The following is a 17331-nucleotide window of genomic DNA, read 5'->3' on the forward strand; positions in this document are numbered from 1 at the left end:
CAGAGGTACACCATGTTTAAAGGCGATATGAATAAAAAACGCGCCAAAGCGTTACAGAAAGTGAAAGAAGCCATCACGCTTCACGGTGGGCAAACTATCCTCAGCACAGGAATAACTGGCGACGATGCGCGCCTGGCGAAAGCCGTGTGTGAGGCTGGCGTTAAGCTTCTGGAGCCGAACCACCCTGCGTTGGCGCTGGCGCGTGGACACAAAGGCGTGAGCAACATGCACGCGGCGGAGCAGATTCGTCACGAAATCACCAACAGCCAGATGGCTGAGGCCGTACACGGTGTGCGTAATGTGGTCCCGGACGATATTTTTATCACCGTTGGTATCGCCGGCGGTTTTACCGAAACCTTACCGGTGCCGCTCAGCGAAACGGAAATTCTGGAGATTGCCCGCGCTGGAGCCGACGGTTTACATACGCATAAATCCGACTGGGACGATCTGCAGGACATCGTTAATCTCGCCCATCAATATGGTCTGACCGTCGATGCCTATATTGGCCATCCTGACGATCTGCATACTTTCGGTATTCCTGCACGCACGCCGGAAGAGGTCGCCAGCGTGGCGAAGCGGATGCAGGATATCGGCGTGGATATGATTGGTCTGATGACCGGCATGAGCTATGAAGGCGTAGCGGCAGGCGATATCCCGCAGATGATTAAAGATCGCCTGCGGGCGTTGGTCGGCGCGGTGGATGTTCCGACGCTGGCGGAAGGCGGGATTAACCTCGCCAACGCGAAAGCGTTTAAAGATACCGGAGTCAATATTCTGGTGGTCGGTACGGCTATCGACAACATGGTGTGCAACGCCGCCAAAGAAGCCGTTACGCCGTTTATTGTTCATTGATATCAGGGAACGAGAGATGTTGTTAATCACCGATCTGGATGGAACATTACTCACCTCGCAGAAAACAATCAGCCCGCGCACGCGTCAGGCGCTGATTGCGTTCCGCCAGGACGGTGGTCTACTGGCGGCATGTTCCGCCAGACCGGTCTCCTCAATGGTACGCCTGCTACGCCAACAACAGGTTGATAGGTTGTTTAGCTGGTGCGCCGGTTTTAACTGCGGACACCTTCTGGAGATGGCGGGACAGCGCATTATTCATGCTGCCCCTCTGACCGCCACAGACCTGTGGAATATTGACCAGCATATTTCTCTTTCCCGCTATCACCACCATTTTTTTAGTGCCGAAGCAATTCACCATCGTGACGATAGACTGATTGCGCACTGGACAACATATGAGGCTCGCTTATTTGGATTACCGCTTATAACTGAAACTGCAGAAAATATCTTTAATCGTCGCAACATATATAAAATTACACTTGTTGCCGCATCTCCGGAGATAGATAATCTGTGTACAGAAGTGAATAATCACCTGCCTTGTGGATATTATGCGGTTGTCACGGGAGAGAATTATATTGATATTCAAAGATCCGATATAAATAAAGGGTGCATAATAGAACAATTAATTCATTATTTAAATATATCTTCTGACAAGGTGGTCGCGATTGGCGATCAGCAGAATGATGTCAGCATGTTTGCCGCCGCCGGAATCAGCATCGCAATGGGCAACGCGCCGGATGCAGTAAAGCGGCAGGCCGGCTATGTGACTGCCACGAATGATGAGGAGGGTATCGTCCATGCGTTGGAGTGGTTGCGTTGCCTTACGCATCCAGTTACCATGCGCCAAAGGTTGACGGCGGCGAAAGATAATGAATCCAATTAAAAGACGAAAACATATTCTTGATGAATTAAACAAATTCGGTGAAGTCACCGTTATTAAATTATCGGAAATGCTCAACGTCACCTCGGAAACCATTCGTCGCGATCTCTCCTTACTGGAATCAGAAGGCAAAATCACTAAGATTCATGGGGGCGCAGTCAAAAAGCAAGTTGTCCAGGAGGATGCGTTTAGCGCAAGAATAGAGGCGCATCGCGAAGAGAAAATAGCGATTGGCAAACTTGCCGCCGAAATGGTCAGTGAACGGGATACATTGTTTATTGACTCCTGTACAACTAACCTTATTCTGGCCGAGCAATTACCGCCTCTCGCTTTTTCCGTGATTACCAATTCAGCCCTGATTGCCGATAAAATTAAAGAGCATAACCTGCAGGCCCGCGTGTATGTATTAGGCGGCGAATATGATTACCATTTTCGCGCCAACCTCGGCGTCTCGGTGTGTCAGCAGATTAACGCAATTCACGCGGATATCTGTTTTATTGGCGCTGGCGGCATTTCTCCCCAGCATGGCGTGTTGGTGAAGAGCTTTGAAGAAGCCTACGTTGCCAAAGCCATGATTGCGATGAGCAAAAAATCAGTGATTCTCGCCGACCATACCAAATTTGGTCAGGACGGTGTGATGTGCATCGCAAGCGTAAAAGAAATCGATAACATCATCACGGATAAAGGATTTACGTCAACGGGTTATACGCCACAGGATTTCGCCGGAAAGCTGCGGATTGCTGACTGAGCGCTATCCGCCCGTAGCGTATTGCCGTAGACTAAATGCATCGGCTAACTGAGGGCACCCGTATGGCACTCCCCCGCATTACCCAAAAAGAGATGACCGAGCGCGAACAGCGCGAACTGAAAACGTTGCTGGACCGCGCCCGTATTGCGCACGGTCGTCCGCTGACCAATTCTGAGACCAACAGCGTAAAAAAGGAGTACATCGATAAGCTGATGGCGCTGCGTGAGGCTGAAGCGAAAAAAGCCCGCCAGTTGAAGAAAAAGCAGGCGTATAAACCCGATACGGAAGCGTCATTCTCCTGGTCGGCGAATACGCCGACGCGCGGCAGACGTTAACGTCCTTTCTTCTTTCGTCCCGGCGAGGTAAAGCGCTTACCGCTTGATGCCGGGCGCGCTTTCTCATTGCTTTTTTCGATCGCAATAACCGGTCGCTTAATACCCGTGGTCTTCGGCTTCGCTTTGGCCTTTGGTTTGGCTTCGGAAGAGGAACGCTCAATCAATTTAAACAGATCGATCAGCTCATCGTCCGTCAGATCGCGCCACTCGCCCAGCGGAATCCCGCTCAGGCTGACGTTCATAATGCGCGTACGCTCCAGTTTCGTCACTTCATAACCAAAGTATTCACACATACGACGGATCTGACGGTTTAATCCCTGCACCAGGGTAATGCGAAAGACAAACGGCGCCTCTTTTTTCACCTTACATTTTTTGGTGACAGTACCCAGAATCGGCACGCCAGCGCCCATACCACGAATAAACTCGTCGGTAATCGGTTTATCCACCGTCACCAGATACTCTTTTTCGTGATCGTTACCGGCACGCAGAATCTTATTGACCAGATCGCCGTGGTTAGTCAGAAATATCAGCCCCTGCGAGTCTTTATCCAGACGACCAATCGGGAAGATACGTTTGCTGTGGTTCACAAAATCGACAATATTGTCGCGTTCGCCGTCTTCAGTGGTACTGACAATGCCAACCGGTTTATTCAGCGCAATCAGCACTAAATCATCCGCTTCTCGCGGCTCAATCAACCGACCATTTACTTTAACAACATCCCCGGCGACTACCTGATCGCCAATGGCGGCGCGTTTGCCGTTGATAAAGACATTGCCCTGTTCGATAAAACGGTCCGCCTCGCGACGCGAACAGATGCCGCTTTCACTGATATATTTATTAAGCCGGATAGATGTGTCGGTCAGCATATTTACTCTCTGAGAAATTTTTCTACATAAACGTCGGGAATGTGACTTACCACATCAAATCGTCGGGAACTTTAAAATCGGCATACGGATCATCTTCGTCCTGCTCTTCCTGACTCAGCGCACTGTTTACGACAATACTGTCCGCATCTCGTTGTGCGATTTTATCGGCGACGCTCGCGGGAATAATCGCATATTCACATTCACCGCTGTTATTGATAACCAGACGCGCAATCGCGAGACGCCCATTAATCAGTTGCGTCTGAGTGAGCTTATCCACGTCTATTTTTTTGATGACGTTATTATCGGTGAAGTTAAAACCAATATCGCCTTTAGATACATTGATTCTATTCATTTCAATAAGTTGCTTAACCTGAGCTTTAAACTCTTTCGCTAAAACCGCTTGTTTTTGCTGTTCACTGAGTTGTTTATCACGCTCAAGTTGCGCCTTTTTATTTTTTTCCACCGCCTCTCTGGCCTCACGAGCCTGAACGCGTGATTTTTTAGCCGTGCGCTGGACTTTGGCCATTTTTTTGCTGGTCACTAATCCCGCTTGTAGCAGTTGCTCTTGTAAGGTCAGTTTTGCCATTTTCGTCTCTAAACGTGTTAAATAATTTTGCGGATTATACCTGTAATTTTTCAGGCGATACCAGATAGCAGATCTGGCCTGGCGTCACTTTTAGCGACCGCGCGTTGCCTGTAACACGCGCAACATCATGAGCCATATCAGTAAGACATTAAATGGATAATGGTAGCATTATTACGTTTTGACATTTCCTGATGAGGTGGAGAAGTAATGGAACTGCTTTTATTAAGTAACTCGACGCTGCCGGGTAAAGCCTAGCTGGAACACGCTCTGCCGCTGATAGCGAATCAATTGAACGGTCGACGCTCAGCCGTGTTTATTCCGTTTGCCGGCGTCACGCAAACATGGGACGAGTACACGGATAAAACCGCAGAGGTACTTGCGCCATTAGGGATAAACGTCACAGGGATTCATCGTGTCGCCGATCCGCTTGCAGCGATTGAGAAAGCGGAAATCATTATTGTCGGCGGCGGAAATACCTTTCAGCTACTGAAAGAATCGCGTGAACGCGGGCTGCTGGCGCCGATGGCGGACAGGGTAAAACGCGGCGCGCTGTATATCGGCTGGAGCGCGGGCGCCAACCTTGCCTGCCCGACTATCCGCACGACCAACGATATGCCGATCGTCGATCCAAACGGTTTCGACGCGCTGGATCTGTTCCCGCTGCAAATTAATCCTCACTTCACTAACGCCTTGCCGGAAGGTCATAAGGGCGAGACCCGCGAGCAGCGTATTCGCGAACTGCTGGTGGTCGCGCCGGAACTGACAGTGATTGGTTTGCCGGAAGGTAACTGGATTCAGGTGAGCAACGGCCAGGCGGTTCTCGGCGGCCCGAATACCACCTGGGTGTTTAAAGCGGGCGAAGAGGCCGTGGCGCTGGAAGCGGTCATCGCTTTTAATCCCTGGCCACATTGAATGCCGAATGACGGGCCTACACGCATGTTCTCCGTAGGCCCCGCCATCCGGCATTTCACTTAATACTCGCCCCGTTCCTCGTCCTGATCCGGCTGTTCCAGTACGCTATAGGCGACCGAACAGAACAGTGAGTTAAGACGCTTCATATCGCCCAGCAGCCCTAAATGGAGCGAGCTGGTTTCAATGCTTTGCACGTTCTGCTGGTGCAGGCGGTCGACATGCGCATGTGAGTATCGGCGATTAAGTATACGGAAGCGATGTTTACTGCGGCGCAACCGACGGGCGCTGGTGACATCGCCGGAGAAAAAGACCGACATCGCCAGTTGCAGATTACTGAGCAGTTGATCGTAAAGCGCATCCAGCTCTTTCAATCCTTCTTCTGAAAATGCCCGACGCGCCGCCAGCGACTTGTCGGCAATCTCGCTGCCCATTCGCTCGATAATATCCGACGCCTGTTCGAGGTTCAGGGCCATCTCAATAATCTCCGCCCACCGACGGGACTCCTCCGCCGCCAGCTCGTCTTTCGGCATTCGCGCCAGATAAAGCTTAATCGCGGTGTAGAGCACGTTAACGTCATCCGCCAGCTTGCGCAGCGCTTTCTCTTCACGCGGCTCGCCGTGCATGACCTTTTTTAGCCCTTCCATCATCTGTTCCATCGCATCGCCAATGCGCAACACCTCACGGGCAGCATTAGCCAGCGCCAGCGTTGGCGTATCCAGCGCGCTGACATCCAGATGTTTCGGCTTCAGATGGGTATCCAGTTCAGGCTCATCACGAATAATTCGTTTACAAAAACGCGCCATCAGCTCGGCAAATGGCACCATCGCCAGGCAGCGCACCAGGTTATAGAAAACGTGGAAATAGATCACCAGCTCTGACTTCGGTAGCGATAGCTCATCCATCAGATTCGCCAGCGGATGGACAAACGGCAGGATGACCAGGCTGCCGATCAATTTGAACAATAGGCTGCCGAGCGCTACGCGACGCGCGGCAGCATTGGCGGCGCTGTTGTTGAGCATCGCCAACAAGCCCGATCCCAGATTGGCGCCGATGACCAGGCACAACGCCACCGGGAACGATATAATCCCCGCCGCCGTCAGGGTCGCCGTCAGCAACACCGCCGCCAGGCTGGAATAACTGATAATAGCGAACATCGCGCCAATCAGCGCATCCAGCATAATGTCGCCCGTCAGCGACGCGAAAATGACCTGCACGCCATTAGCCTGAGTGATCGGCGTCACTGCCTGCACAATCAGCTCCAGCGCCAGTAGAATCAGGCCAAGCCCGATACCGACGCGACCCAGCTGCCCGGCGCGGGACTGCTTACGTCCCAAAAAGAAAATCACGCCAATAAAAATCAGCAGCGGCGATAGCCACGACAAGTCAAAGGTGAGAATACGCGCCATTAGCGCAGTACCCACATCAGCGCCCAGCACAATCACCAGAGCTGGCGTCAGGGCGACAAGATCCTGGGCGACAAACGACGTTACCAATAAAGTGGTGGCGTTACTGCTTTGTACCAGCGCGGTAACACCGATACCCGCACAAAAGGCGAGCGGTTTCTTTTCCACGCTGCGGCTGAGGACAGTGCGTAGACGCGCGCCAAACACGCGCATTACGCCAGTACGAACGATATGTGTTCCCCATACCAACAGCGCAACGGCAGAAAGTAGATGGAGCAAAGTTAACACGGCGTCAGGTTCTCCTTATCGTTATACGTTTTCCTGAAGCTCACTTGCGATAAATTGCCTGATGGCGCACAGCGTTAAGGCCTGCTGGCGTTGCACGCCACCGGGCTTACCATACGTAATACGGTATGCTGGATAAGGCGTTTACGCCGCCATCCGGCAAATTCAGCGTAGAGCCTTCCTTCAGTATAAGGGTTTAATTGTAAGAAAGAGACAAGGCACCCAATGAGTGCCTTGTATGTTGTAAGGAAAAGTGACGATTTTATGAATCAGTCCGCATCGTACCCCAGGTTCGGCGCCAGCCACCGCTCAACGTCCTCAACGCTCATTCCTTTACGGAAAGCATAATCTGTCACCTGATCGCGTTGGATCTGCGCTACCGCGAAGTATTTGCTCTCAGGATGGCTGAAGTACCAGCCGGAGACCGACGCGCCAGGCCACATGGCGAAAGATTCGGTGAGCTTCATCCCGGTGTGTTTTTCGACATCCAGTAGCTGCCAGATAGTGCCTTTTTCGGTATGTTCCGGGCAGGCAGGATAACCCGGCGCCGGGCGAATCCCCTGGTAGTTTTCGCGGATTAATTCGTCGTTACTCAGGCTCTCGTTCGGCGCATATCCCCAGTAAACCTTACGTACACGCTCATGCAGATACTCGGCAAACGCTTCCGCCAGACGGTCGGCAATCGCTTTCACCATGATCTTGTTATAGTCGTCGTGTTGCGCTTCGAAGGCGTCCGCCAGCGCATCCTCCTCCAGACCGCCGGTCACCGCGAAAGCACCGATGTAATCCGCTTTGCCGCTCAGTTTCGGCGCGACAAAATCCGCCAGACAGTAGTTGGCAAAACCGACTTTCTCGGTCTGCTGGCGCAGGTGGTGGCTGACCGTCAGAACATGAGTACGGGTTGCGTCGCGATAGATTTCGATGTCGTCACCCACACGGTTAGCCGGGAACAGGCCCACCACGCCACGCGGATTCAACAGCTTCTCGGCGCTGAGTTTATCCAGCATATCATTGGCGTCTTTAAACAGACGCTGCGCCTCAACGCCCACCACCTCATCTTCCAGAATGCGCGGGTATTTGCCGGCCAGCGACCAGGTCATAAAGAACGGCGTCCAGTCGATGTAGTTGCGCAGAGTTTCGATGCTGGCTTCCACCCCCTGCACGCCCAGACGGTGGGCTACCGGCGGGGTGTAGCGTTCCCAATCGAATGCCAGATCATTATCGCGCGCCGCTTCCAGCGTGACCGGCGGCGTACGCGGTTTTTTGCGGGCGTGCTGAATACGCACGGTTTCGTACTCTTTGCGGGTACGGGCGACAAAGTCATCGCGCTGGTTGTCGGAGAGTAGCGCCGCCACCACGCCCACGGTACGCGAAGCATTCTGCACGTAGACCGTCGGACCGCTGTAGTTCTGCTCGATTTTCACCGCCGTATGCGCTTTCGAAGTGGTTGCGCCGCCGATCAGTAGCGGGATAGTAAAGCCCTGACGCTCCATCTCTTTCGCCACGTTGACCATTTCGTCCAGCGACGGGGTGATAAGCCCGGAAAGACCGATCAGATCGGCATTCACTTCACGCGCCGTTCTGAGGATTTTCTCCGCTGGCACCATCACGCCAAGATCGACGATTTCGTAGTTGTTACATTGCAGCACCACGCCAACGATATTTTTACCAATATCGTGCACATCGCCCTTCACGGTGGCGATCACCATCTTGCCGTTGCTGGAGCCTTTTTCTTTGCTGGCTTCAATAAACGGCTCCAGGTAGGCCACCGCTTGTTTCATCACGCGAGCGGATTTCACCACCTGCGGCAGGAACATTTTCCCTTCGCCGAACAGGTCGCCGACCACGTTCATGCCGTCCATCAACGGCCCTTCAATCACCTCAATCGGGCGGGCGGCCTGCTGACGGGCTTCTTCGGTATCCTGTTCGATAAATTCGGTGATGCCTTTCACCAGCGAGTATTCGAGACGCTTTTTCACGTCCCAGCTACGCCATTCCGCCTGCTGGGCGTTGGCAGCTTCGTCGGTTTTGCTGCCGCGGTATTTCTCCGCCAAATCCAGCAAACGCTCGGTGCCGTCATCGCGACGGTTAAGAATGACATCTTCAACTGCATCGCGCAGTTCGGCAGGCAGGTCGTCATAAATCGCCAGTTGCCCGGCGTTGACGATGCCCATGTCCATGCCATTGCGGATGGCGTAGTAGAGGAATACCGCGTGGATAGCCTCACGTACCGGGTCGTTGCCGCGGAACGAGAAGGACACGTTAGACACGCCGCCGGAGATCAGCGCGTGCGGCAGCTCGCGTTTGATGTCTTCGCAAGCGCCGATAAAGTCCTGCGCGTAGTTGTTGTGCTCTTCAATACCGGTCGCCACGGCGAAGATATTCGGGTCGAAGATGATGTCTTCCGGCGGGAAACCCACCTCTTCGGTGAGAATTTTGTAGGCTCGGCGGCAAATTTCGATTTTACGCGCGCGGGTATCGGCCTGCCCCTGCTCATCAAAGGCCATCACCACCACTGCGGCGCCATAGCGACGTAGCAACTTCGCATGATGAATAAAGGCTTCCACGCCCTCTTTCATCGAAATAGAGTTGACGATGCCTTTACCCTGAATGCACTTCAGCCCTTTTTCGATAACCTCCCATTTGGAGGAGTCGATCATGATTGGTACACGGGCAATGTCCGGCTCACCGGCAATCAGGCTGAGGAAACGCACCATCGCCGCTTCGGCGTCGAGCATCCCCTCATCCATATTGATATCAATAATCTGCGCGCCGCTTTCTACCTGCTGACGGGCGACATCCAGCGCTTCGCTGTATTTCTCTTCTTTGATCAGCCGTTTAAATTTGGCCGAGCCGGTGACGTTAGTACGTTCGCCGACGTTCACAAACAGGCTATCGTCACCAATGTTCAGCGGCTCCAGGCCGGAAAGGCGGCAGGCGACCGGGATATCCGGCAGCTGGCGCGGCAGCAAACCGGCAACGGCGCGGCTCATGGCGGCGATATGCTCCGGCGTAGTGCCACAGCAGCCGCCAACGATATTCAGGAAGCCCGCTTCCGCCCATTCGCGAATCTGTTTCGCCATGGTGTCGGCGTCGAGGTCGTACTCGCCGAAAGCGTTCGGCAGGCCGGCGTTCGGGTGCGCGGTGACGTAGCATTCGGCAATCCGCGACAGTTCCTGGACGTACTGGCGCAGCTCATCAGGCCCCAGCGCGCAGTTAAGGCCAAAAGTGAGCGCCTCGGCGTGGCGCAGCGAGTTATAAAAGGCTTCGGTCGTCTGGCCGGAGAGGGTACGACCAGAGGCGTCGGTGATGGTGCCGGAAATCATGATCGGCAGATCAACGCCCAGCGCTTCAAACTCTTCTTTCACCGCAAACACCGCCGCTTTCGCATTCAGGGTGTCAAAGACGGTTTCAATCAGGATCAGGTCCGCCCCGCCTTCCACCAGCGCTTTGGTGGATTCACGGTAGGCCGCCACCAGCTGATCGAAGGTGATATTACGAAACGCCGGGTCGTTGACGTCCGGCGAAATGGAGGCCGTGCGGTTAGTTGGACCAAGCACGCCCGCAACAAAACGTGGTTTTTCTGGTGTTCGCGCCGTCCATTCATCGGCGCAGGCGCGCGCCAGTTTGGCCGCCGCATAGTTGATTTCCGCCGACAGGGATTCCATCCGGTAATCCGCCATCGCAATGGTTGTCGAGTTAAAGGTGTTGGTTTCGATGATATCCGCGCCAGCCTCAAAGTAGGCGTTGTGGATAGCGGCGATCACCTCCGGCTTGCTGAGTACCAGCAGGTCATTGTTGCCTTTCAGGTCGCAGGGCCAGTCGGCAAAGCGCTCCCCGCGGAAATCTTCTTCATGTAGACGATAGCTCTGGATCATGGTGCCCATACCGCCGTCCAGCACCAGAATACGTTCATTTAACTGCGCACGCAGTTGTTCAACTTTGCTGCTCACACTCGCTCCCGACAACGCTCCACGTAACGAGCCATACTGGCACAAAGCGTGCTGGCGGAAAAGAGAACAACGGGCAACATGAGACATGTTCAGCTTGCCACCCACTTCTGTCGCTTTGCCGGATGGCGGCGCAAGCGCCTTATCAGTCTACAAATTACTTTGGCGGCTCCCAAAGCGTAGGCCTGATAAGCGCAGCGCTATCGGGCATCCTGTGATGTCACTCATCCGATCAGTTCAGGAACTCTTGCATTATAATTGAATAAAACGAAAATGATTTCCACGATACAGAAAAAGGAGTCTGCCATGGTTGCCCCTGTTCCCGCGAAACGCGGGAGAAAACCTGCCGCTACCACTGCACCCGTAACCGGGCAGGTTCAGTCATTAACTCGCGGTCTGAAGCTGCTGGAGTGGATTGCCGAGTCCAACGGCAGCGTCGCGCTGACCGAACTGGCGCAACAGGCGGGTTTGCCTAATTCCACGACTCACCGTCTACTCACCACCATGCAGCAGCAGGGTTTTGTCCGCCAGGTTGGTGAGCTGGGCCACTGGGCCGTAGGCGCACACGCGTTTATCGTCGGCAGCAGCTTCTTACAGAGCCGTAATCTGCTGGCGATTGTCCATCCGATTTTGCGCAAGCTGATGGAGGACTCCGGCGAAACGGTAAACCTTGCCGTACTCGACCAGAGCGACCATCAGGCCATTATTATCGATCAGGTGCAGTGTACGCAGCTGATGCGTATGTCCGCGCCGATCGGCGGCAAGCTGCCCATGCACGCCTCTGGCGCGGGCAAGGCGTTTTTATCACAGCTCAGTGAGGAACAGGTTACCAGTCTGCTGCACCGCAAGGGGTTGCACGCTTATACCCATGCGACGCTGGTGTCGCCGCTGCATCTGAAAGATGACCTCGCCCAAACACGCAAGCGCGGCTATTCCTTTGACGACGAAGAACATGCGCTCGGTCTGCGCTGCGTGGCCTCGTGTATTTATGACGAACACCGCGAACCGTTTGCGGCCCTCTCTATTTCCGGCCCCTGCTCACGCATTACCGACGATCGCGTCACCGAACTTGGCGCCATGGTGATTAAAGCGGCGAAAGAGGTGACGCTGGCCTATGGTGGAACTCGCTGAAATGAGCAGCCTGAAATTATACTGGCAGGAGAAGTACCCACAGGCCTTCTGTTGGTCTTTCGGTGATTCGCCGGCGCTGGCCGACGAGCTGGCGGCGCTAGTGGTCGCCGGTAAAAAGCGTGGCACCTGTAGCTCGCTGGTTAGCTATCAGAAAGAGCAGCCCCCTGTCACGCCCGGGTCATATCACATTGTGCTCAACGGCACAGGCGACGCCGTGTGCGTCATACGCACGCTGGCGCTCAGGCTGATCCGTTTTAACGAGATGAGCGCCGATCTCGCCGCACTGGAAGGCGAAGGCGATCTTAGCCTGGCGTACTGGCAAGCGGCACACCGGGCCTTTTTTGAGCGCGAGGGTAATTGGTCGCCGGAGATGGAACTGGTTTACGAAGAGTTCGCCGTACTCGAGATCGCGCCGTAACGCACGCTAAAGCGCTGTCTACGTCGATAGGCATACACATCTTCTACATGCCCTTCTTTAATACGCGTCTGTAGCGCGCGCCAGTAATCGGCGCGAAACAGGTCGGCATGCATCTCTTCAAACAATGGCCCGATACGCGGATCGGCACACAGCCAGTGGCGAAACTCCTCCGGGAAAACATCACCCGGCGAGACGCTATACCAGGGTTCGCTGGCCAGTTCGTCTTCCGGATAACGCGCTGGCGGAATATCGCGGAAATTCACTTCCGTCATGTAGCAAATTTCATCGTAGTCGTAGAACACCACGCGACCATGACGGGTAACGCCAAAGTTTTTAAACAACATATCGCCGGGGAAAATATTAGCGGCGGCAAGCTGGCGAATCGCATTACCATATTCTTCTATCGCATCACGCAACTGCTGGCCTTCTACCTGTTCCAGCCAGATATTGAGCGGCACCATGCGCCGTTCAATATAGAGATGGCGAATGACGATATGTTCCCCAAGATCGGTAATCTTCTCTGGCACTTCTTGCCGTAAAAGCGCCATCAGCGCCGGATCAATTTGCCGTTTATCCAGTACGAAATTCTCAAACTCCTGGGTATCCGCCATACGACCGACGCGATCATGCTCTTTTACCAGTTGATAACAGGCACGCACATGAGCGGCAGACATCTCTTTCTGCGGGGCGAATTTGTCTTTAATGATTTTAAATACCCGGTCGAAACCTGGCAGGGTAAACACCAGCATCACCATGCCGCGGATACCAGGCGCCTCAATGAATTTCTCATCACTTTCAGCCAGATAACATAAATATTCGCGGTAGCTTTCGGTTTTCGCATGTTTCTGGCAGCCAATCGCCATATACAGTTCGGCAGTGGTTTTACCCGGCAGGATTTCACGCAACCACTCAACCAGCGCGGCAGGCAGCGGCGCATACACCATAAAATAAGAGCGGGCAAAACCAAACACAATGCTCGCTTCTGCCGTGGTGGTCAGGCAGGTATCGACAAACAGTTCACCCTCATCAGTGCGATGAATCGGCAGTAAAAACGGCAGCGTACCGTCAGGTGTGGTTAATTTACCTACCAGCCAGGCCGCTTTATTACGGTAAAACAACTCATTCGCCACCTGGACATGGCAGCGAGGTAGCGCGTCCTCGCCCAGTGTTTCAGTCAGGTGCGCGATAATATAGCGGATATCCCGGCTTTTATTCTGCCAGGGCAGACGCAGCGGTAAGTCACTGAGTATGCGCATCAACAGCGGCTCCCAACCGTGATCGGGAAAGAAGTCTTTGGCCAGCGGGCGCGGGATAGTACGAAAGCGGCGCTCCGGTTGCGAACTGAAAATAAACAACCGCTCGGGTGTTAACGAGCGGTGGTCAAATAACCGGCAATAAACGGAGTTGAAAAAGCTCTCCGCAATCTCGAAGCGCGGGTAATCCGGCAACAGCCGGGTGTAATGCTCTTTAACGCGTAAAAGGAAATCCGCGTCGGTACTTTTGCCATCGGTAATACAGCGCAGTTGCTCCACCACCAGACCCACATGATGATCATAGAGGTGGATACGGCTTTTCATCGCCTGTTGGACGGCGTGCCAGTCGGCCTGTTCAAAACGCTGCTGCGCGCCGGAAGTCACTTCCAGAAATCGACCATACTGCGCGTCAAAGCCTTGCAGGATGGTTTGAGCAATCAGTAATTCCAGGCCACGCGGCATTTTTTTCCCTCATCCGGCACCACGTCATGCCGGATGGCGCGTTCGCTTATCCGGCCTACGCTATCTGTAGGCCCGGTAAGCGCAGCGCCACCGGGCATCAATCAAAACTGCGATTCTTCCGTCGATCCTGTTAACGCGGTAACGGATGACGCGCCGCCCTGAATAATGGTGGTGACTTTGTCGAAGTAACCTGTACCCACTTCCTGCTGGTGGGAAACAAAGGTGTAGCCGTCTTTCGCCGCGGCGAACTCGGGTTGTTGAACCTTCTCAACATAGTGCTTCATGCCCTCGCCCTGCGCGTATGCATGCGCCAGGTCGAACATGTTGAACCACATGCTGTGGATGCCCGCCAGGGTAATAAACTGGTATTTGTAACCCATGTCCGACAACTGCTGCTGGAAGCTGGCAATGGTCTTGTCGTCCAGATTCTTCTGCCAGTTGAAGGATGGCGAACAGTTATAGGCCAGCAGTTTGCCCGGATACTTCGCGTGGATAGCATCGGCAAAACGACGCGCCAATTCGAGATCCGGCGTAGAAGTTTCGCACCATACCAGATCGGCATACGGGGCATACGCCAGACCGCGGCTGATCGCCTGCTCAATGCCCGCATGGGTGCGGTAGAAACCTTCGCTGGTGCGTTCGCCGGTAATAAAACCGCTGTCATAGGGATCGCAGTCGGAAGTAATCAGATCTGCCGCATCCGCATCGGTACGCGCAATCACCAGCGTCGGGACACCCATCACATCAGCGGCCAGACGCGCAGCAACCAGTTTCTGAATCGCTTCCTGCGTGGGGACCAGCACCTTGCCGCCCATATGGCCGCATTTCTTCACCGACGCCAGCTGATCTTCGAAGTGAACGGCCGCTGCACCGGCTTCAATCATCGATTTCATCAGTTCGAAGGCATTCAGAACGCCGCCAAAACCGGCTTCCGCATCAGCAACGATCGGCAGGAAGTAATCCACATAGCGCGGATCATTGGGTTCAATACCGGATGCCCACTGGATCTGATCTGCACGACGAAAAGTGTTGTTGATCCGATCCACTACCGCCGGAACAGAGTTTGCCGGGTACAACGATTGATCCGGATACATGCTGGATGCCAGGTTGGCATCTGCCGCTACCTGCCAGCCTGAAAGATAAATCGCCTCAATACCGGCTTTCGCCTGCTGCAACGCCTGACCGCCAGTCAGCGCGCCAAGGCTGTTGATATAGCCTTTTTTCGCTTCACCGTGCAACAGCCGCCAAATTTTCGCTGCGCCGAGCTGCGCCAGCGTGCATTCCGGGTTAACCGAGCCGCGTAATTTCACCACCTCCTCCGCGCTGTACGGGCGGGTGATGCCTTCCCAGCGCGGTTGTGTCCACTCTTTCTGTAATTCTTCGATTTGTTGAGTACGGGTTTTCATGTGCAGATGCTCCATATTGTTATGTGGTGAATTAAGCCAGTAAGCGATAGCCCGGCAGGGTGAGGAAGTCGATTAAGTCATCTGAGGTGGTGATTTGCTCCATCAGACGTGCGGCATCGTCGAAGCGCCCGCTGCTGTAGCGGTGCTCGCCCAGTTCGTCCTGGATTACCCGCATCTCTTCCGCCAACATTTCGCGGAAAAGCGCTTTCGTTACGGGTTTTCCATTGCTCAGTGTTTTCTCATGGTGAATCCACTGCCAGATAGAGGTTCGTGAGATTTCCGCCGTCGCGGCATCCTCCATCAGACCGTAAATCGGTACACAGCCATTGCCGGAGATCCACGCTTCAATGTACTGCACTGCCACGCGAATATTGGCGCGCATTCCCGCTTCTGTGCGTTCGCCTTCACATGGCTCCAGTAACTGTTCAGCGGTAATCGGCGCATCTTCATCACGGGTAATGAACAGCTGATTTTTGTGCTCGCCCAGTACCTCGTTAAAGACGGCCATTGCGGTATCCGCCAACCCAGGATGCGCAATCCACGTGCCGTCGTGGCCGTTGTTCGCTTCCAGCGCTTTATCCGCTTTCACTTTGGCAAGGACCTGATTGTTGCGTTCAACGTCTTTGCTCGGGATAAACGCCGCCATACCGCCCATCGCGAACGCGCCGCGCTTGTGACAGGTTTTGATCAGCAGGCGCGAGTAGGCGCTCAGAAACGGTTTGTCCATCGTTACCACCTGCCTGTCCGGCAGGACGCGATCCGGGTGATTTTTCAACGTTTTGATATAGCTGAAAATATAATCCCAGCGACCACAGTTGAGACCGACAATATGATCACGCAACGCATGAAGAATCTCATCCATCTGGAAAACAGCAGGAAGCGTTTCAATCAACAGGGTCGCTTTGATCGTACCGCGCGGCAGGTTAAAGCGGTCTTCGGCGTAGCTGAAGACTTCGCTCCACCAGGCTGCCTCCTGCCAGGCTTGCGTTTTCGGCAGGTAAAAATACGGGCCGCTACCTTTAGCGAGCAGCGCTTTATAGTTGTGGAAAAAGTACAGAGCAAAATCAAACAGGCTGCCGGGAATGGCTTCCCCCCGCCAGGTAACATGTTTTTCTGGCAGATGTAGACCACGTACACGACAAATCAATACGGCCGGATCGGGCTTGAGCTGATAGATTTTTCCGGCTTCGTTGGTATAGCTAATGGTGCCGTTCACCGCATCACGCAGGTTGATTTGACCATCAATAACTTTATTCCAGTCCGGCGCCAGCGAGTCTTCAAAATCCGCCATAAACACTTTCACATTTGCGTTCAGGGCATTAATCACCATTTTACGTTCAACCGGCCCGGTAATTTCTACTCGGCGATCCTGTAAATCCGCCGGAATACCACGAATCTGCCAATTACTTTCTCTAATGGAAGTGGTTTCCGAAATAAAATCAGGCAACTTACCGTTATCAATATCCTGCTGTTGCTGGATACGTGCAGCCAGGAGTTTATTGCGTTTTGGCGTAAAACGGGTGACTAACTCCGTCAAAAACTCGACTGCTTCAGCGGTCAGGACTTGCTTTTCCAGCTCGCCTTGCGGCCTGGTAAAGGTTAATTCATCAGTTGTGGTTGCCTGTGGATTCATCATGCAGCTCCTCGTTGTTGATCCAGATACATCCCCAATGCGAACGAAGGATCACTGTGCGCTTTTCGTTCAACACAACTAAGACTACTCAATTAAATTTCAAAATCAAAAACAATTTCCATTTTTAATTTAATTATGCATTAACCTATTGATAACAATATAAATTAAATTTAATTACATGATGAGGTGCGTTTCGGAAATAAAAAAGGCACCC

At 53.6% G+C, this 17331-nt stretch carries 15 protein-coding genes; 7 read left to right on the top strand and 8 right to left on the bottom strand.

Features of this window, described 5'->3' with window-relative positions:
* The first annotated feature begins 12 nt into the window (after positions 1 to 12).
* From J1G48_RS20860 to J1G48_RS20875, 4 genes are all read left to right on the top strand, one after another.
* Positions 13 to 852, top strand: a complete 840-nt coding sequence (locus J1G48_RS20860) for a hypothetical protein (RefSeq protein WP_000472332.1) — start codon at positions 13 to 15, stop codon at positions 850 to 852.
* A gap of 16 nt (positions 853 to 868) precedes the next feature.
* Entirely contained in the window at positions 869 to 1732 is an 864-nt protein-coding gene (locus J1G48_RS20865; RefSeq protein WP_000924640.1) for a Cof-type HAD-IIB family hydrolase, read from the top strand.
* Positions 1719 to 2477: a DeoR/GlpR family DNA-binding transcription regulator gene (locus tag J1G48_RS20870; RefSeq protein WP_001068171.1), complete on the top strand. Its 759-nt coding sequence runs from the start codon at positions 1719 to 1721 to the stop codon at positions 2475 to 2477. The genes J1G48_RS20865 and J1G48_RS20870 overlap by 14 nt, the downstream gene beginning before the upstream one ends.
* 62 nt (positions 2478 to 2539) lie before the next feature.
* The gene (locus J1G48_RS20875) at positions 2540 to 2812 is read left to right on the top strand and encodes a DUF3811 domain-containing protein (protein WP_001207628.1); all 273 of its coding nucleotides are present in this window, start codon (positions 2540 to 2542) and stop codon (positions 2810 to 2812) included.
* Here J1G48_RS20875 and rluF read toward each other — a convergent pair.
* The 3 genes from rluF to J1G48_RS20890 are packed head-to-tail and all read right to left on the bottom strand — an operon-like array spanning position 2809 to position 4400.
* Positions 2809 to 3678 carry a 23S rRNA pseudouridine(2604) synthase RluF gene (rluF, locus tag J1G48_RS20880; protein WP_000954605.1) on the bottom strand — a complete coding sequence of 290 codons (870 nt, stop codon included), beginning with the start codon at positions 3676 to 3678 and terminating at the stop codon, positions 2809 to 2811. The two genes, J1G48_RS20875 and rluF, sit on opposite strands and share 4 nt — an antisense overlap.
* 46 nt (positions 3679 to 3724) lie before the next feature.
* Entirely contained in the window at positions 3725 to 4264 is a 540-nt protein-coding gene (locus J1G48_RS20885) for a DUF2058 domain-containing protein (RefSeq protein WP_001096730.1), read from the bottom strand.
* Between the two features lie 34 nt (positions 4265 to 4298).
* A complete protein-coding gene (locus J1G48_RS20890) occupies positions 4299 to 4400 on the bottom strand; it encodes a hypothetical protein (RefSeq protein WP_001576533.1) in 102 nt (33 codons plus the stop codon).
* Between the two features lie 119 nt (positions 4401 to 4519).
* On the opposite strand from J1G48_RS20890, the gene pepE reads away from it, so the two are divergent.
* Positions 4520 to 5176, top strand: a complete 657-nt coding sequence (gene pepE, locus J1G48_RS20895) for a dipeptidase PepE (protein ID WP_223155438.1) — start codon at positions 4520 to 4522, stop codon at positions 5174 to 5176.
* A gap of 59 nt (positions 5177 to 5235) precedes the next feature.
* Here pepE and J1G48_RS20900 read toward each other — a convergent pair whose 3' ends face one another.
* Together J1G48_RS20900 and metH are read right to left on the bottom strand one after the other, a co-directional pair.
* On the bottom strand, positions 5236 to 6867 hold the full coding sequence (locus J1G48_RS20900) for a Na/Pi cotransporter family protein (RefSeq protein WP_000956811.1): 1632 nt from the start codon (positions 6865 to 6867) through the stop codon (positions 5236 to 5238).
* 266 nt (positions 6868 to 7133) lie between these two features.
* On the bottom strand, positions 7134 to 10817 hold the full coding sequence (metH, locus tag J1G48_RS20905; RefSeq protein WP_000095957.1) for a methionine synthase: 3684 nt from the start codon (positions 10815 to 10817) through the stop codon (positions 7134 to 7136).
* A 303-nt stretch (positions 10818 to 11120) separates the two neighbouring features.
* Here metH and iclR point away from each other — a divergent pair, with 303 nt between their 5' ends.
* Positions 11121 to 11945: a glyoxylate bypass operon transcriptional repressor IclR gene (iclR, locus tag J1G48_RS20910; protein WP_000226434.1), complete on the top strand. Its 825-nt coding sequence runs from the start codon at positions 11121 to 11123 to the stop codon at positions 11943 to 11945.
* A 10-nt stretch (positions 11946 to 11955) separates the two neighbouring features.
* Positions 11956 to 12363, top strand: coding sequence for an ASCH domain-containing protein (locus tag J1G48_RS20915; RefSeq protein WP_010989091.1), 408 nt, complete (start codon positions 11956 to 11958; stop codon positions 12361 to 12363).
* Here J1G48_RS20915 and aceK read toward each other — a convergent pair.
* The 3 genes from aceK to aceB form a co-directional block, all read right to left on the bottom strand.
* Entirely contained in the window at positions 12327 to 14078 is a 1752-nt protein-coding gene (aceK, locus tag J1G48_RS20920; RefSeq protein ID WP_001137268.1) for a bifunctional isocitrate dehydrogenase kinase/phosphatase, read from the bottom strand. The two genes, J1G48_RS20915 and aceK, sit on opposite strands and share 37 nt — an antisense overlap.
* Positions 14079 to 14179: 101 nt before the next feature.
* A complete protein-coding gene (gene aceA / locus J1G48_RS20925) occupies positions 14180 to 15484 on the bottom strand; it encodes an isocitrate lyase (RefSeq protein WP_000857874.1) in 1305 nt (434 codons plus the stop codon).
* A gap of 31 nt (positions 15485 to 15515) precedes the next feature.
* Positions 15516 to 17117 (bottom strand): malate synthase A, encoded by a 1602-nt coding sequence (gene aceB, locus J1G48_RS20930; RefSeq protein ID WP_001069371.1) that lies wholly within the window; start codon positions 17115 to 17117, stop codon positions 15516 to 15518.
* Between the last annotated feature and the right edge of the window lie 214 nt (positions 17118 to 17331).

The sequence above is a fragment of the Salmonella sp. SAL-020 genome, assembly GCF_017372215.1.
Lineage (GTDB): Bacteria > Pseudomonadota > Gammaproteobacteria > Enterobacterales > Enterobacteriaceae > Salmonella > Salmonella enterica.

Coding starts and splice junctions, on each gene's coding strand:
- J1G48_RS20860 (WP_000472332.1), top strand. CDS start 13: ATGTTTAAAGGCGATATGAATAAAAAACGCGCCAAAGCGTTACAGAAA.
- J1G48_RS20865 (WP_000924640.1), top strand. CDS start 869: ATGTTGTTAATCACCGATCTGGATGGAACATTACTCACCTCGCAGAAA.
- J1G48_RS20870 (WP_001068171.1), top strand. CDS start 1,719: ATGAATCCAATTAAAAGACGAAAACATATTCTTGATGAATTAAACAAA.
- J1G48_RS20875 (WP_001207628.1), top strand. CDS start 2,540: ATGGCACTCCCCCGCATTACCCAAAAAGAGATGACCGAGCGCGAACAG.
- rluF (WP_000954605.1), bottom strand. CDS start 3,678: ATGCTGACCGACACATCTATCCGGCTTAATAAATATATCAGTGAAAGC.
- J1G48_RS20885 (WP_001096730.1), bottom strand. CDS start 4,264: ATGGCAAAACTGACCTTACAAGAGCAACTGCTACAAGCGGGATTAGTG.
- J1G48_RS20890 (WP_001576533.1), bottom strand. CDS start 4,400: ATGGCTCATGATGTTGCGCGTGTTACAGGCAACGCGCGGTCGCTAAAA.
- iclR (WP_000226434.1), top strand. CDS start 11,121: ATGGTTGCCCCTGTTCCCGCGAAACGCGGGAGAAAACCTGCCGCTACC.
- aceK (WP_001137268.1), bottom strand. CDS start 14,078: ATGCCGCGTGGCCTGGAATTACTGATTGCTCAAACCATCCTGCAAGGC.
- aceA (WP_000857874.1), bottom strand. CDS start 15,484: ATGAAAACCCGTACTCAACAAATCGAAGAATTACAGAAAGAGTGGACA.
- aceB (WP_001069371.1), bottom strand. CDS start 17,117: ATGAATCCACAGGCAACCACAACTGATGAATTAACCTTTACCAGGCCG.